General features: G+C 36.0%; 7 protein-coding genes. All 7 read left to right on the top strand.

Annotated features, from left to right (window positions below; translation table 11 throughout):
• The first annotated feature begins 29 nt into the window (after positions 1-29).
• Positions 30-2558, top strand: a complete 2529-nt coding sequence (locus ACNRYB_RS17315; RefSeq protein WP_473728076.1) for a glycosyl hydrolase 115 family protein — start codon at positions 30-32, stop codon at positions 2556-2558.
• Between the two features lie 53 nt (positions 2559-2611).
• Positions 2612-5071 carry a glycoside hydrolase family 95 protein gene (locus ACNRYB_RS17310; RefSeq protein ID WP_473728075.1) on the top strand — a complete coding sequence of 820 codons (2460 nt, stop codon included), beginning with the start codon at positions 2612-2614 and terminating at the stop codon, positions 5069-5071.
• Between the two features lie 18 nt (positions 5072-5089).
• Entirely contained in the window at positions 5090-7372 is a 2283-nt protein-coding gene (locus ACNRYB_RS17305) for a glycoside hydrolase family 127 protein (protein ID WP_473728074.1), read from the top strand.
• Positions 7373-7426: 54 nt separating this feature from the next.
• Entirely contained in the window at positions 7427-9004 is a 1578-nt protein-coding gene (locus tag ACNRYB_RS17300; protein WP_473728073.1) for a glycoside hydrolase family 43 protein, read from the top strand.
• A gap of 40 nt (positions 9005-9044) precedes the next feature.
• Positions 9045-10418: a glycoside hydrolase family 43 protein gene (locus ACNRYB_RS17295; RefSeq protein WP_473728072.1), complete on the top strand. Its 1374-nt coding sequence runs from the start codon at positions 9045-9047 to the stop codon at positions 10416-10418.
• Between the two features lie 67 nt (positions 10419-10485).
• The gene (locus tag ACNRYB_RS17290) at positions 10486-12426 is read left to right on the top strand and encodes a glycoside hydrolase family 97 protein (protein WP_473728071.1); all 1941 of its coding nucleotides are present in this window, start codon (positions 10486-10488) and stop codon (positions 12424-12426) included.
• Positions 12427-13308: 882 nt separating this feature from the next.
• A complete protein-coding gene (locus ACNRYB_RS17285) occupies positions 13309-16317 on the top strand; it encodes a SusC/RagA family TonB-linked outer membrane protein (protein ID WP_473728070.1) in 3009 nt (1002 codons plus the stop codon).
• Positions 16318-16327: the final 10 nt, after the last annotated feature.

The raw sequence follows: 16327 nt of genomic DNA, 5'->3' as shown, positions 1-16327 counted from the left end.
GTCTGTAATCGATTGACAAAAAATACCTGATGAAAAACTATTTTAAATTTATAAGCACTTTAATTATTGTTTTGTTAAGCACTATGTCAAAGGCTTCTCAGCCTTTTATAACGGAAAATAAAAGTCAGAATGTTATGGTGCTGAAAGAAAAATCGTTGTCACTTTCTTTTTTTATAAATCCAAATTTAGATGCAGGTATTTTGCGTGCTGTAAATAATCTTCAATCAGATTTTGAAAAAGTTACAGGCCAGCGTCCGCTTATTTTAAACCAAAATCCTAATGGATCTTCACCTCTTATTATCATTGGAACGATCGGATTTAATTCGGTTATTGATGATTTAATTAAACAGAAAAAAATTGAAGGAAAAGAGCTTAAAGGTAAAAATGAAAAATTCATTATACAACACGTTAAAAATCCTTTCAAAGGCGTAGATGAAGCACTCGTAATTGCAGGAAGCGACAAACGCGGCACGATTTACGGAATTTATGAATTATCTAAACAAATTGGTGTTTCACCATGGTATTACTGGGCTGATGTGCCTGTAAAACACAAAGAAAATATTTACTTCATTAAAGGAACGTACACAGAGGGTGAACCTGCTGTAAAGTACAGAGGCATTTTTCTTAATGATGAAGCTCCAGCTTTAAGCGGTTGGGCAAAAGCAACTTTTGGTGGTTTTAATAGCAAGTTTTATGAAAAAGTTTTTGAATTAATCCTTAGACTGAAAGGCAATTACATCTGGCCTGCCATGTGGGGAAATGCATTTTATGATGATGATGCAGCCAGTGGTCCTTTAGCAAACGAAATGGGAATTGTAATGGGCACTTCGCATCACGAACCAATGGCTTTAGCCCAGACAGACTGGCGCCGATACATTAAAAAAAATAATTTGCCCAATATTTGGGATTACTCCAAAAACAAAACGGTTTTAGACGAATTCTGGAAAACGGGAATTCAGCGAAGCAAAAATTGGGAAAAACTGGTAACCATTGGGATGCGTGGAGATGGAGACGAAGCGATGAGCGAAGACACTAATATAAGTCTGCTGGAAAATATTGTAAAAGAACAGCGCAAAATTATTGAGAAAGAAACAGGGCAAAGCGCCAATAAAACACCTCAGGTTTGGGCTTTGTATAAAGAAGTTCAGGATTATTACGATCAGGGAATGCGCGTTCCTGATGATGTAATTCTTCTGTTTTGCGATGATAACTGGGGAAATGTCCGCAAACTTCCAGATCTTTCCAAACCGCTACACAAAGGCGGTTACGGAATGTATTATCATTTTGACTATGTTGGAGGTCCAAGAAATTCAAAATGGATAAACATAAGTCCGATACAAAGGGTTTGGGAGCAAATGAATCTTAGTTATGAAAACGGAGTCGATAAAGTCTGGATTGTGAATGTTGGTGATTTAAAACCAATGGAATTCCCAATCAGCTTCTTTTTAGACATGGCTTGGAATCCAAAAGATTTCAATTCTCAGAATTTATTCCAATACACAGAAAACTGGGCAGCAGAACAGTTTGGAAATAAATATGCTAAAGAAATTGCCAGATTATTAAATGCCTATCCAAAATTCAATCGTCGTGTAACTCCAGAAATGTTAGACAGTAAAACCTATTCATTAGAAAACTATAATGAGTTTGAAACGGTTGTCAACGATTATAAAAACTTGGCATTGGATGCTTACAGAGTTTACAACGATCTTCCCAACGAATATAAAGATGCTTATTTTCAGCTAGTTTTATATCCAATAGATGCTTGCTGCAATCTTTATGAAATGTATTTTGCACAGGCAAAAAATAAAAAACTGACAGAGCAAAAAAATAGTCTTGCCAATTATTATGCAGATGAGGTTAAAGTAAAATTTGAACGCGATTCTATTCTTCAAAACAAATACAATAATGAAATTGCAGGAGGCAAATGGCCTCATATGATGGATCAGATGCGAATAGGATATAAAGCTTGGCACGATGGCCCAAAAAATATTCTTCCTGAAGTAAAATATTTTTCAGATAGCGAAATTGTTGTTCCGAAAGTTTTTGTAGAAAAAGAGGGTTATGTTTCGATCCATGCAGAACACTTTTCTAAAGCCAATAATTCAAAAAAAATACATTGGGAAGTGATTCCAGATTTTGGAAAAACGTTGAGTGGAATTACGACATTTCCGCAAAATATTTACCCAACAGCAGAAGATAATGTTTTTGTAGAATATGAAATCAATTTTGCTTCAACGGGAGAATTTACAGTAGAACTTTTATTGGCTCCAACATTGAATTTTAACAGCAATAAAGGCCTTCGATATGAAATATCTTTTGATGGAGAAAAACCGCAACTTGTAAATTTCAATGGACATTATAAAGGAGAATTAGGCAAATGGCAGGCAGAGCACATGATTCATTCTGTAACTAAACATAACATCTTGAAATCGGGAACGCACAAGCTTCGTTTCAGAGTTTTAGACCCAGGAATTGTGCTTCAAAAAATACTAATTGATACAGGAGGTTTGAAGCCTTCTTATTTAGGAGCTCCTGAAAGCGAAAGAGTGTCTCAATAATTTTTTAGGCTCGTTTGCCAGCTAGGAATAATATTAAAATGAGTAATTAAAATATGAAAAAGCATTTGTTTAATCTCCTGTTTTTCTTCGGAATTTCCATGTTAGCTCAAGAGAAATCAGATCTAAAGCTTTGGTATAAAGCTCCTTCTGGTGATGTTTGGGAAAACGCATTGCCAATAGGAAATGGTTTTCAGGGCGCCATGGTTTATGGGAATGTCGGAAAAGAAACTTTTCAGCTAAATGAAAGCACAGTTTGGAGCGGAAGTCCTAACCGAAATGATAATCCGCTGGCAAAAGAAGCTCTGGCTCAGATAAGACAATTTCTTTTTCAGGGAGCATATCAAAAAGCCGAAAAACTGATCAATGAGACTATCATTACCAAAAAATCTCATGGGCAGATGTTTCAGCCTGTCGGAAATTTGGAACTGAATTTCCCAGATCAGAAGTATTCCGATTATTATCGCGAACTGGATATTGAAAATGCAGTTGCAAAAACAATGTATAAAGTAAACGGAGTGACTTTTACAAGAGAAGCTTTTACTTCTTTTGCAGATAGAGTTTTGGTCATTAAACTTTCAGCCGATAAACCTGGACAGCTATCATTTACAGCTGGTTTTACATCAGAACATAAAAAACAGAAAATTGAGCTTAACGGTAATAATGAAATCTCACTTTGGGGAAACACCAGCAATCATGAAGGAGTAGAAGGAAAGGTTCAGTTTAATGCATTAGCAAAATTAAAAGTCGAAGGCGGAAATATAAGCACTGTTGGTAATGCGTTGAAAGTCGATAAAGCAGATTCAGTAGTAATCATGGTTTCTATAGCTTCCAACTTTGTAAATTATAATGATTTAAGCGGCGATGAAAATAAACTGGCTCAATCTTATCTGGATAAAGCGTTTGTTAAGAATTATGATAAGATGAAAACCGCTCATATTGCTGCGTATCAAAAATATTTCAACAGAGTGAAATTGGATTTAGGAACTACAGAACAAGCTAAATTGCCAACCAATGAAAGATTGTCCAATTTTAGAAATGTTCAAGATCCATCTTTTGTAACCTTATATTATCAGTACGGCAGGTATCTCCTAATTTCTTCTTCACAGCCAGACGGGCAGGCTGCAAATTTGCAGGGAATCTGGAATCGCAGTATGACACCGGCATGGGATAGCAAATATACCATCAATATTAATACGGAAATGAATTACTGGCCAGCCGAAAAAACAAACCTTTCTGAAATGCATGAACCTTTATTAAAAATGATTCAAGAGCTTTCGCAGACAGGACAGGAAACGGCCAAAGTAATGTACGGTGCTAGAGGATGGATGGCACATCATAATACCGATATTTGGAGAATAAATGGTGCTGTTGATGGCGCAACGTGGGGAGTGTGGAATGCAGGCGGAGGATGGCTGAGCCAGCATGTTTGGGAACATTATTTATATACTGGAGATGCGGCATATTTAAAATCTGCTTACGAAATATTAAAAGGAGCTGCTCTTTTTTATGCTGACTTTCTTGTTGAAGACCCTGCAAACGGATGGCTGGTCATAGCACCTGGGAATTCACCTGAAAATACGCCAATAGCGCATCAAAATTCGGCAATGACAGCAGGTTCTACCATGGACAATCAAATTGTTTTTGATGTTTTTAGCACGCTTATAAAAGCTTCAGAAGTTTTACAGAAAGACAGAGAATTTGCAGATAGTCTTAGAGTACTGAGAAAAAAACTGCCTCCTATGCAAATTGGAAAATACAATCAGCTTCAAGAATGGCTTGATGACGTAGATGATCCAAAAGATAATCACCGCCATATTTCGCATTTATATGGTTTGTATCCGTCCAATCAGATTTCGCCATATAGAACTCCAGAGCTTTTTGCAGCTGCAAAAAACACACTGCTGCAAAGAGGCGATGTATCTACAGGATGGAGTATGGGCTGGAAAGTAAACTGGTGGGCAAAAATGCAGGACGGCAATCATGCCTACAGCTTAATTCAAAATCAATTGACACCGCTTGGCGTAAATCACGAAGGAGGCGGAACCTATAATAACCTTTTTGATGCGCATCCGCCATTTCAGATCGATGGTAATTTTGGCTGTACTTCGGGTATTACCGAAATGCTGATGCAAAGTTCAGATGGCGCCATTCATCTGCTTCCTGCTTTACCAGATGCTTTAAAAGAATACGGATCAATAAGTGGTTTAAAAGCAAGAGGAGGTTTTGAAATAAAAGATTTAAAGTGGAAAAATGGAAAAATAATCGCTTTAACCATTTATTCTAATCTTGGCGGCAATCTAAGATTAAGAACTCCTAATGAGCTTATTCTAAAAAAGAACAAAAATTTAAAAATAGCAACAGGGGAAAATTCAAATCTATTTTATAGAGTGGAGGAAACCGAAAAACCAATTATCTCTAAAGATTCAAACATTCAATTGCTGAATATCCAAACATCTTACTTGTATGATATCATGACAGAAAAAGGGAAAACCTATATTTTTTACTTTCAATAAATTCAAATTAAATCTATAATGAAAAACAACATTTTATTTTGCCTATTCGCCTTAATGATAGGAGCCAATGCATCGGCTCAAATGAAGTTATTTGATTTAAGCGAAGTAAAACTAAAAGAAGGACCATTTAAAAATGCTCAAAATGTAGATCTAAAGTATATTTTAGCTTTAGATCCTGACAAACTTCTAGCGCCTTATTTATTAGAATCTGGGCTTGCGCCAAAGGCAGATCGTTATGGCAATTGGGAAAGTATAGGATTGGATGGGCATATTGGCGGACATTATCTTTCGGCTTTAGCTATGATGTATGCATCTACTGGAAACAAAGAGCTTAAAGATAGATTAGACTATATGCTTTCAGAATTGGCGCGCTGTCAGGCTAAAAATGGCGATGGCTATGTTGGAGGTATTCCGCAAGGCAAAGTTTTTTGGGATCGAATTCATAAAGGAGATATTGACGGAAGCAGTTTTGGACTCAATAATACGTGGGTTCCTATTTATAATATTCACAAACTTTTTGCTGGTTTAATTGATGCTTATCAATACACCGGAAGTGAGCAAGCAAAAAATATAGTAATAAAACTTGGAGACTGGTTTATAGAATTAATCCGTTCGCTTTCTGATGAACAGATCCAGAAAGTTTTGGCAACAGAGCATGGAGGCATAAATGAATCTTTTGCCGATTTGTATATCATTACAAAAGACAAAAAATACCTTGAAACGGCCGAAAAATTATCGCATAAAGCTTTATTAAATCCATTACTGCAAAAAGAAGACAAACTCACAGGACTTCACGCTAATACTCAAATACCAAAAGTGGTTGGTTTTGAAAAGATTGCCGCTCTTTCTGATAATAAAGAATGGTCAGATGGTGTGCAATATTTTTGGGATAATGTAACCCAAAAGAGAACAGTTGCATTTGGAGGAAACAGTGTTGCAGAACATTTTAATCCAGTTAACGATTTTAGTGGTATGGTAAAATCGAATGAAGGGCCAGAAACCTGCAATTCGTACAATATGGAACGTCTTGCTAAAGCTTTGTTTCTCGATAAAAATGATGAGCATTATCTGGATTTTTACGAAAGAACACTTTACAATCATATTCTTTCGAGCCAACATCCAGAAAAAGGAGGTTTTGTGTATTTTACGCCTATTCGTCCAAATCATTATCGCGTATATTCTCAGCCTCAGACCAGTATGTGGTGCTGTGTGGGAACGGGACTTGAAAATCATACCAAATATGGAGAATTAATTTACAGCCATACACAAAATGATCTTTTTTTAAACCTTTTTATTCCATCGGTTTTAAAATGGAAAGAAAAAGGTATAGAGGTGGAACAAACCACAAAATTTCCTTATGAAAATGAGACCGAATTAGTTGTAAAACTTAAAAAAGCAAAAAGCTTTGCTTTGAACATTCGTTACCCAAAATGGGCTGAAAGTTTTGAAATACTCATTAATGGAAAAGAACAAAAAATCGAACCCAAACCCTCTGAATATGTTGCGATTTCAAGAAAATGGAAGTCGGGAGATAAAATAAGTGTCAGATTTAAAACGTCAATACATTTAGAAAATCTGCCAGACGGTTCCAATTGGAGTGCATTTGTCAAAGGGCCAATTGTGCTGGCGGCCAAAACTTCGACAGAAGGATTAGACGGCTTGTTTGCAGATGACAGTAGAATGGGGCACGCTGCAAGAGGAAAATTTATTCCGCTTGATAAAGCCTATGCATTGGTTGGGGATAAAGCAGATTATATATCAAAACTTAAAGAAACAGGGAACTTAAGATATAGCTTAGATTCATTAGAATTGGAACCTTTTTTTGAAGTGCACGATGCCCGTTATCAAATGTATTTTCAGACGTATTCCAAAGAAGAATATAAAGAAAAGCAGGAGTTGCTGAAGAAGCAGGAAATTGAAGCAATGGCACTTGAAGCCAAAACAATAGATAAAATAAATTGCGGTGAACAGCAGCCAGAAGTCGATCATTTGTATAAAGGAGAAAAAAGCAATTCGGGTTACGAGGATGGAAAGTTCTGGCGAAATACACGTGCTTATATTTCTTATCAAATGCAGAACAAAAATAGCAAAGGTCAGTTCTTGAATATAAGTGTTTTAGATGAGTTCAATAGCGATAATAGTATTATTTTAATCAATGAAAAGCCAGCGGTAGTAACATCATCTGATAAAAAGACCATCAATATAAAAATAGATAACAAGGAAGTGCTGAACATTAAAATTCTGGCAAAAGACGGAAAAGTCAGCCCAAAATTTTCTCAGCTTAGAATTGTTACGAATTAAAGAATAATATCTCTATTAGACATTTTTCAGAGATCCAGAAAAGAAACAAAAACGATGAAAACAAAAGATTTTATATATGTTTTTTTTGCGATTACATTTACTATTGTGACAAGTCATTCTCAAAAAGTAAAAGCCCAAAATCCCATTATTTTTGCAGATGTTCCTGATTTATCTATAATCAGGGTTAATGATGCTTATTATATGAGCAGTACCACAATGCATATGAATCCTGGGATTCCTATTATGAAATCTAAGGATTTAGTGAATTGGAATTTGGTTAATTATGCCTATCAGACCTTAGAAGATCACAACGACCGACTGAATTTAGATAATGGAAAAAATGACTACGGAAGAGGTTCATGGGCGAGTAGTTTGCGTTATCACAATGGCGTATATTACGTGAGTACTTTTTCTGGCACGACTGGCAAAACTTATATTTTCTCTACAAAAGATATTGAAAAAGGACCGTGGAAGAAAATTGTTTTAAACAATTCCTATCATGATCATTCTCTTTTCTTTGATGATAATGGTAAAATTTACCTTGTTTGGGGTGGTGGAAAAATTCAAATTGTAGAATTAAAAGAAGACTTATCAGAAGTTAAAGAAGAGACTAAGAAAGTTTTAATAGAAAATGCCAATGCTCCACCGCAGAGTGATATTATGCTGCCGGCAGAAGGATCACAGCTTTTTAAAATTAACGAAAAGTATTATTTATTTAATATCTGCTGGCCCAAAAACGGCATGCGCACTGTAATTATACACAGAGCAGATACTATTGCAGGGCCATGGGAAGGAAAGATTGGATTGCAGGATTTGGGCGTTGCTCAAGGCGGACTTATTGATACTCCAGACGGCAGATGGTTTTCGTATTTATTTAGAGACGCTGGCGGTGTAGGGCGTATTCCGTATCTGGTTCCTGTAAAATGGGAAAATGGTTGGCCAATATTGGGAGAAAATGGTAAAGTGCCTCAAAATTTAGATCTTCCTGCCAATAAAAGCCTTATTCCCGGAATCGTAAACTCAGACGAATTTAATCGTAAAAACGGAGAAAGTGATCTGCCTTTGGTTTGGCAATGGAATCATAATCCTGATAATGCAAACTGGTCTATAAAAGAAAGAAAAGGGTATTTAAGATTAAAAACATCAAGAATAGACAGCAGTTTTACGCAAGTAAAAAATATTTTGACACAAAGAACTTTTGGACCTGTATGTTCGGGAACTACTATACTTGAGCTTTCAAATATGAAAGAAGGAGATTTTGCAGGTCTTTCGCTGCTGCAAAAAGATTTTGGTTTGGTTGGAGTAAAAATAGGTGATGGGGAAAAAAGAATTGTGATGGTGGATGCCGAAAAAGGAAATCCAAAAGAAGTAGAAAGTATCCCATTAAATAAGAACAAAATATATTTTAAAGCCGAATGCGATTTTAGAAATCAAACAGATCAGGGAAGATTTTATTACAGTTTAGACGGTAAAAAATGGATCAGCATTGGAAAATCTATTAAGATGCCATATACCATTCCGCATTTTATGGGCTATAGATTCGGACTGTTTAATTACGCTACTAAAACTGCAGGAGGTTTCGCCGATTTTGATTATTTCAGAATTGATGAAAAGATTTTAGAAACGAATTAGCTTCTAATTAAAGTTCTAATGGTGATTTAAAATAGAATTAATGAAAATATATCATATAATGTATTTAAAAAGAATAAAATTTCTAGCATTTATCATTCCTGTATTTGGTTTTGCTCAAAATCCTATTGTACAGACAAGCTATACAGCAGATCCGGCGCCAATGGTTTACAATAATAAACTGTATTTGTATACTTCGCATGACGAAGACGATTCTACTTGGTTTACTATGAATGACTGGAAATTGTACACTACAGAAGATATGGTAAACTGGACAGATCATGGAGCGGTATTATCGTATAAAGATTTTAGCTGGGCTAAAATGAATGCTTGGGCAATTCAATGCATAGAAAGAAAAGGCAAGTTTTATTTGTACGCTCCAATTACAGATAATCAAGGTCGAAATGGCATTGGTGTAGCAGTATCTGACAGTCCGTATGGGCCATTTATAGATCCGTTAGGAAAACCTTTGGTGCAAAACAGCGACGCCGACATTGATCCGACCGTTTTTATTGACGATGATGGGCAGGCATATTTATTGTGGGGAAATCCTGTTTGTCATTATGTGAAATTAAATGAAGACATGATTTCTTATAGCGATGAGGTAAAGATATTTACAAACACAATTGAATCATTTGGAAAGCGAATAGGAAAAGAAGATCCCCGCAGACCTACCACTTATGAAGAGGGACCATGGCTTTATAAAAGAAACAAATTGTATTATTTGTTTTTTGCTGCAGGACCTATTTCTGAGCATATAGGTTATTCTACAAGCAAAAGTCCGCTTGGGCCGTGGAAATATCAAGGAGTTGTAATGCCAACTCAAGGGGAGAGTTTTACAAACCATCCTGGTGTAGTAGATTTTAAAGGAAAAACCTATTTCTTTTACCATAATGGCGCTTTACCAGGAGGTAGTGGTTTTACAAGATCTGTGGCTGTTGAAGAATTGTTTTTTAATTCTGATGGTAAAGTTAAAGAAATGAACATGACAGAAGGCATTAAAAAAGGAATTGGAACTCTGAATCCTTATGCTAAGTCAGAAGCAGAAACGATTGCTTGGTCTAAAGATGTAAAATCTATGCAGAATAAAGAAGTAGGTGTTTTTATTACTGCCTTAAAAAACAATGCATTTACTAAAGTGAAAGATGTTGATTTTCGCGAATCAGGTGCTTCAAAATTTACGGCTCGAATAGGTACTACGCACAATGGAAATGTATCAATGGAAATTAGACTTGATAGCATAGATGGGGAATTGATAGGAACAGTAAAAGTTCCTATGACAGGAGGAAATGACAGATGGACTCTAGTTACAACAGACATTAAAAAAGTTTCAGGAGTGCACGATCTTTATTTTATATACAAAGGCAACGCTACTGAAAAAATCATGTATTTCGATTATTGGATGTTTTCTAAATGACAATTAGCTAACCATACTTCAATACGAAGAGTTCAATCATTAACAAAAAGGTAAATCTTAAAAGGTTATGAATCTTAAAAATTTAATATTCTTGTTTTTAGTTAGTTTCTTTAAACTAAGCGCCCAATCAGTGGTAAAAAGTCCGGACGGAAAGCTTGCGGTGTCGGTTTCTGCAGATAACGGAATGCCCCAGTATAGCGTAACATTCAATGAAAAAACATTTATAGAAAAATCGCCATTAGGCTTAAAGACAAACGCGGGAGATTTCAGCTCTGGATTAACTTTGGAAGCAAATAGCATCCAGAACAAAATTGACGAATCGTATCAGCTGCGCAACATCAAAAAAAGCAGCGTGCATTATACGGCCAGCGAAGCTGTTTTTTCGTTCACAAAAGAGGGAAGGACGGCTCTTGATGTGATTTTTAGGGTGAGCAATAATAATCTGGCATTCAAATATAAAGTGTATCCGCAGAAAGAAACGCTTTCGTGCGTGGTTCAGGAAGAGGCTTCGGGATTTCTGATGCCTAAGGGAACCACTACATTTCTGTGCCCGCAAAGCAATCCGATGACCGGATTCGCAAACACAGCTCCGAGCTACGAGACTTCCTATACATTAGATGATGCTGTCGGAAAAAATGGCTGGGGAAACGGATATACGTTCCCGTGCCTGTTTAAAGTAAACGGCGGATGGGTCTTGATTTCTGAAACGGGAGTCGACAGCGGCTATTGTGCGAGCCGCTTGATAGGCCATGAGAACGGATTATATTCAATCGGATTTCCGATGCCGGGAGAAAACAACGGAAACGGAACGACATCGCCGGGAATTCCGCTTCCGGGAGAAACGCCATGGCGCACCATTACAATTGGAGAAACGCTTGCTCCGATAGTGGAGACCACGATTCCTTTTGACTTGGTTAAGCCAAAATATGAGGCATCTAAAGAATACCGGTACACAAAAGGCACTTGGAGCTGGATCATCAAGATGGATAATAACACCACATTTCCCGTACAAAAGCAATATATTGATTTCAGCGCTTCACTGGGATATGAAACCATTTTAGTCGATGCGCTTTGGGATACGCAGATAGGCCACGACAAAATAGAAGAATTAGCGGCATACGGAAAGCAGAAAGGCGTTGGGCTTTATTTGTGGTACAATTCAAACGGATATTGGAATAATGCTCCGCAAGGCCCGAGAGGATTGATGGATAATGCGGCCATCAGAAGAAAAGAAATGGCTTGGATGAAAAGCATCGGAATTAAAGGCATAAAAGTGGACTTTTTCGGAGGCGACAAGCAGGTGACCATGAAACTGTATGAAGACATTCTGACTGATGCCAACGAATTTGGAATAATGGTTATTTTTCACGGCTGCACATTGCCTCGAGGCTGGGAACGCATGTATCCGAATTATGCCTCCAGCGAAGCGGTTCTGGCAAGCGAGAATCTGCATTTCGGACAGCAGAGATGCGATAATGAAGCTGTAAATGCGGCAACGCATACTTTTATAAGAAATGCGGTGGGAAGCATGGATTTTGGCGGAAGCGCTTTGAACAAATTCTACAATAGCGATAACATTCCCAACAAAGGCTCTAAAAGAATGACTTCAGATGTGTTTGCTTTAGCCACTTCAGTGCTTTTTCAGAGCGGCGTGCAGCATTTTGCTTTGGCGCCTAATAATTTAAATGATGCTCCAGACTGGGCCATAAAATTTATGAAGGAAGTGCCGACAGTCTGGGATGAAGTCCACTTTCTGGAAGGATATCCAGGCAAATATGTCGTGCTGGCCAGAAGAAAAGGAGAAAAATGGTACATAGCTGGAATTAATGCTGAAAATAAACTATTAAAGATAAACGTGAAGCTAGAAATGCTTAATTCTGGTGCGAAGGTAAATTATTATGCAGACGATTATCAGCTAAACGGAAAAGTAAGTTCACTCAAGATTAGCAAAAACAAAGAAGTTGAAATAAAAATCCCTAAGAATGGAGGTATAGTGATAACAAATTAAAGGAATAATGTAATCCACTTAATTTATAATAGCCAATTCAGAATTTGAATTGGCTTTTTTATGCTATAAATTTTGATAGCAGTATGAATAATCTTATTTCTTTTTATTGTAGTTAAAATGTTTCTGTAAGCTAAAAGATCAATTTTACTAATGAAGGCATAATCAAAAATGTACTTGAAATAAAAGAAAAGATTTGCGATTACGTTTGAGGAATTATTACCAACAAAAAGAAACTACTGGCCGTCTCTTCACGAAAACGAGCTTTCTTTAGCCCTAAACTAATTTATGTTAGATAAATGTTAAGTAATAATTATTGGTAGCTCGATGCAATTGTATCGGGCTTTTTATGAAAATAGCTTTCGCAAGCAAAAAACTGAATTTCTTTTTAGCAACCGATTGTTATTTTGGCTTTTTCCATTTCTTTTTAAATCAATATTGCTATGAGATTAACTCTAAAAGTTGTTTTTTTAACTCTTTTTAGTAAAGATTTACTTATTATTTAATGGTTTTTGAAAGTTTTATCTTCTTTTTTAAATATTTATATTTTTTGTAGAAAATGAGTCAGTTGACTAATGATTTTTTATTTTTTATTTTAAAATTATTTTTAAAATATATAATTGTCATTTTTTTTGGTTTAAAAATATTTTTAATGTTTTTATTTATGCTATTTTTTGAGTTTTTTTTAAATAATTTATAAAGCAACCGATTGTTTTATAAGTTGTTTTTTTATATTTGTGATGATCTCTTGTTTATTAATGGATTCGTTATGGAAATCGTCTTTTGCACAAAAGATTTAATATAAACTGAATAAATAATATATGAACCCTTACTAATAAAAAAAACAAAACCATTAACTATTTAAACCAAACAAAAACAATTAATATGAAGTTAAAACTCAAAATTGCACTAATCGGACTGCTGTTAGTTGGCAGTCATAGTATAATGGCACAATCAAAGACCATTACTGGAGTGATTACCGACCCTTCAGGGTTTCCATTGCCAGGTGCCAGTATTAATGTAGAAGGTACGCAGAATAGCGCATCAACAGATTTTGACGGTAAATACTCTTTAAAAGGAGTTAATCCTACCGATAAAATAACGTATTCTTATGTTGGCTTAGTTTCGCAGACAATTACTGTAGGCGAAAGAAGCTCAATCAATGTCACACTTGTTCAAAATACCCAAAATTTAAATGAAGTTGTAGTGGCCTACGGTACTCAAAAGAGAGCTAAGGTAACAGGTGCAATTTCAACGGTAAGCTCAAAAGATATTGCCGCCGTGCCTATTACCAATGCTGAATCTGCTTTGCAAGGACGTGCAGCGGGGGTTACAGTTGTAAATGGTGCTCCCGGCTCTAATCCTACCGTTAGCATTCGTGGTTTAGCGACAATGGGAAATAGTGCTCCTCTATATGTAATTGACGGAGTTTTAACTGGGAATCTTTCTGGTTTAAGCCCTAATGACATCGAGAGCATTTCCGTTTTGAAAGATGCTTCTACAACAGCTTTATATGGTTCTAAAGCTTTTAACGGGGTTATTATGGTAACAACTAAAAAAGGAAAAAAAGGCCCAGGGCAGTTATCTTTTAGCACTTACGTTGGTGGACAGGAAATTACAAAACGATACAATGTTTTAAACACGCAACAATATCTTCAGTATGCTAAAGATTTAGGAAGCGATTTAACAGCTAGGGCAGCAGAGTTTGGAAATATCAATACCAACTGGCAAGACCAGATTTTTCAAACTGGAGTTATGCAAGATTACAACTTGAGTTTTTCAAACGGTACAGAAACTTCAACAGGACGTTATTCTGCGGAATATATGAAACAGGATGGAGCTGTTATCAATACGGGTTTCGAGCGTTATTCTTTTAGAGCTAATAATACACAAGATATTGGCAAACTAAAAATAGGAAGCAACATGGGGATTTCTTTCAGCACTATTAATCCAGAACGCAGCTCAGGCGGAAGAACATTATTAGAACACGCTATTAAAATGGCTCCTTATTTGCCAATTTATAATGAAAATAGTTTAGGCGGTTATCAAGGCCCTAGCGCCATTGATGGAAATGATGCTGAAAACCCAGTGCGTGTGGCTAATTTAGGATATCAAAAGATTAATAACCTTTCTATTATCGGAAATATTTATGCAGAATTGGAAATTTACAAAGGATTGAAATTCAGATCGCAAGTTTCTTTAGATTACTTTACAAGTAAAGACCATACTTTTATTCCGAGTTTTCAGGATGGTGGAACGCATAAGCAGGGATTTTCTTCAACAAACGAGACAAATTCGCAAGGGCAAACCATCGTTTTTGATAATAGTTTAACGTATAAAACGACGATTGCTCAAAAACACAACCTTGAAGTATTGGGAGTTATTACTAAAATTGACGGAAAAGGACAAAGTTTAGCAGCAGGAAGCAAATACTACATTTCAAACGAAATTGATCAGTTAAGATATAATGAGGGAAGTTTAGGATCTGCAAATTATGAAGAAAAAAACATTGGTTACATTGCTCGTATCAATTATGACTATGATGGCAAATATCTTTTAGCTCTTTCAGGGCGTAGAGATGCATCTTCTCGTTTTGGAGCAAATAACCGTTGGGGGAATTTCTATTCAGTGGCTTTAGGTTGGAATATTGCGAAAGAAAACTTTATGCAAAATTCTATTTTTAGCACTTTAAAACTTAGAGCTAGTATAGGAACAACTGGAAATGATAGAATAGATAATTATCAATACAGCGCTTCATTATTGGCAAACTACAATTATCCAATTGGTGGAGAAAACGCCCAAGGTGTTTCTTTGAATGTTGCTGCTAACCCAGATTTAAAATGGGAATCAAAATTAGATAGAAATATAGGTTTAGATTTTGGTTTATTTGATGATGCGTTAACGGGTTCATTTGAGTATTTTAACAATAAAAGTAGCGATATTCTTTTTCCAGTTCCTTTGGCTGCTTCTGTTGGCTCTGCAGGTGGCGGAACTCAAATTCAGAATATTGCAGATGTAAAAGTAAGCGGTTTTGAAGTTTCTATTGGTTACAATGACAGAAAAGGAGACTTTACATGGTCGGCAGTTGCAAATTTAGGAACAAGTAAAAACGAGGTGGTTAACTTAGCGCCTGGAGTAACAAGCGTTTTAGGAGGTCCATCGCCAAGAGCTGGTTTAGAAAATTTCTCTAGATTAGAAGTAGGACAGCCATTATTCTATTTTTATGGATACCAGACTAATGGAATTTACCAAAATCAGGCAGAAGTAGATGCTGTTTTTGGGCCAGGTCAGACAACTATAAAACCAGGTGATATTAAACTTGTAGATCGCGACGGTAATAAAGTGATCAATTCAGATGATAAAACAAACATCGGAAATCCGTACCCTGATTTTACTTACGGTTTAAACTTAAGTGCAGCATATAAGAACTTTGATTTCAATTGTTTTATCACGGGAGTTGCAGGAAACGATATTTATAATGCAAACACTTTTGACCTAAAAGGAATGAACCGTTTGTTTAATGCAAGTACAGATGTTTTAGATAGAGCAAATGTTGTAAATGGAGTTGTTACCAATCCTTCGGCTACATTACCAAGAGCTCAAGGGGCAGATATCAACTGGTCATCTGCAAACCAACGCTATATCGAAGATGGTTCTTTTACAAGATTAAAAAACATCGCTATAGGATATACATTAACAGGAGATGCTTTTAAAAGTTACTTCTCAAAAGCGAGGTTCTACTTAAGTGCACAAAACCTTGTTACAATTACAAAATACTCTGGTTTAGATCCAGAAATTGCAAGAGCAGATGGTAATGCAAATTCAGCAGGTATCGATTTAGGAAGATATCCACAGCCGAAATCGGTAATTTTTGGAATTGATGTTACATTTTAATATTTAAAGA

It is taken from the genome of Flavobacterium sp. CR10 (assembly GCF_055814415.1).
The sequence above is the reverse complement of the archived record's forward strand: the minus strand, read 5'-3'. Positions and strand labels throughout refer to the sequence as shown.

Excerpts from the sequence above, each read along its gene's own strand:
- ACNRYB_RS17315 (WP_473728076.1), top strand. The coding sequence starts at position 30 with ATGAAAAACTATTTTAAATTTATAAGCACTTTAATTATTGTTTTGTTA.
- ACNRYB_RS17310 (WP_473728075.1), top strand. The coding sequence starts at position 2,612 with ATGAAAAAGCATTTGTTTAATCTCCTGTTTTTCTTCGGAATTTCCATG.
- ACNRYB_RS17305 (WP_473728074.1), top strand. The coding sequence starts at position 5,090 with ATGAAAAACAACATTTTATTTTGCCTATTCGCCTTAATGATAGGAGCC.
- ACNRYB_RS17300 (WP_473728073.1), top strand. The coding sequence starts at position 7,427 with ATGAAAACAAAAGATTTTATATATGTTTTTTTTGCGATTACATTTACT.
- ACNRYB_RS17295 (WP_473728072.1), top strand. The coding sequence starts at position 9,045 with ATGAAAATATATCATATAATGTATTTAAAAAGAATAAAATTTCTAGCA.
- ACNRYB_RS17290 (WP_473728071.1), top strand. The coding sequence starts at position 10,486 with ATGAATCTTAAAAATTTAATATTCTTGTTTTTAGTTAGTTTCTTTAAA.
- ACNRYB_RS17285 (WP_473728070.1), top strand. The coding sequence starts at position 13,309 with ATGAAGTTAAAACTCAAAATTGCACTAATCGGACTGCTGTTAGTTGGC.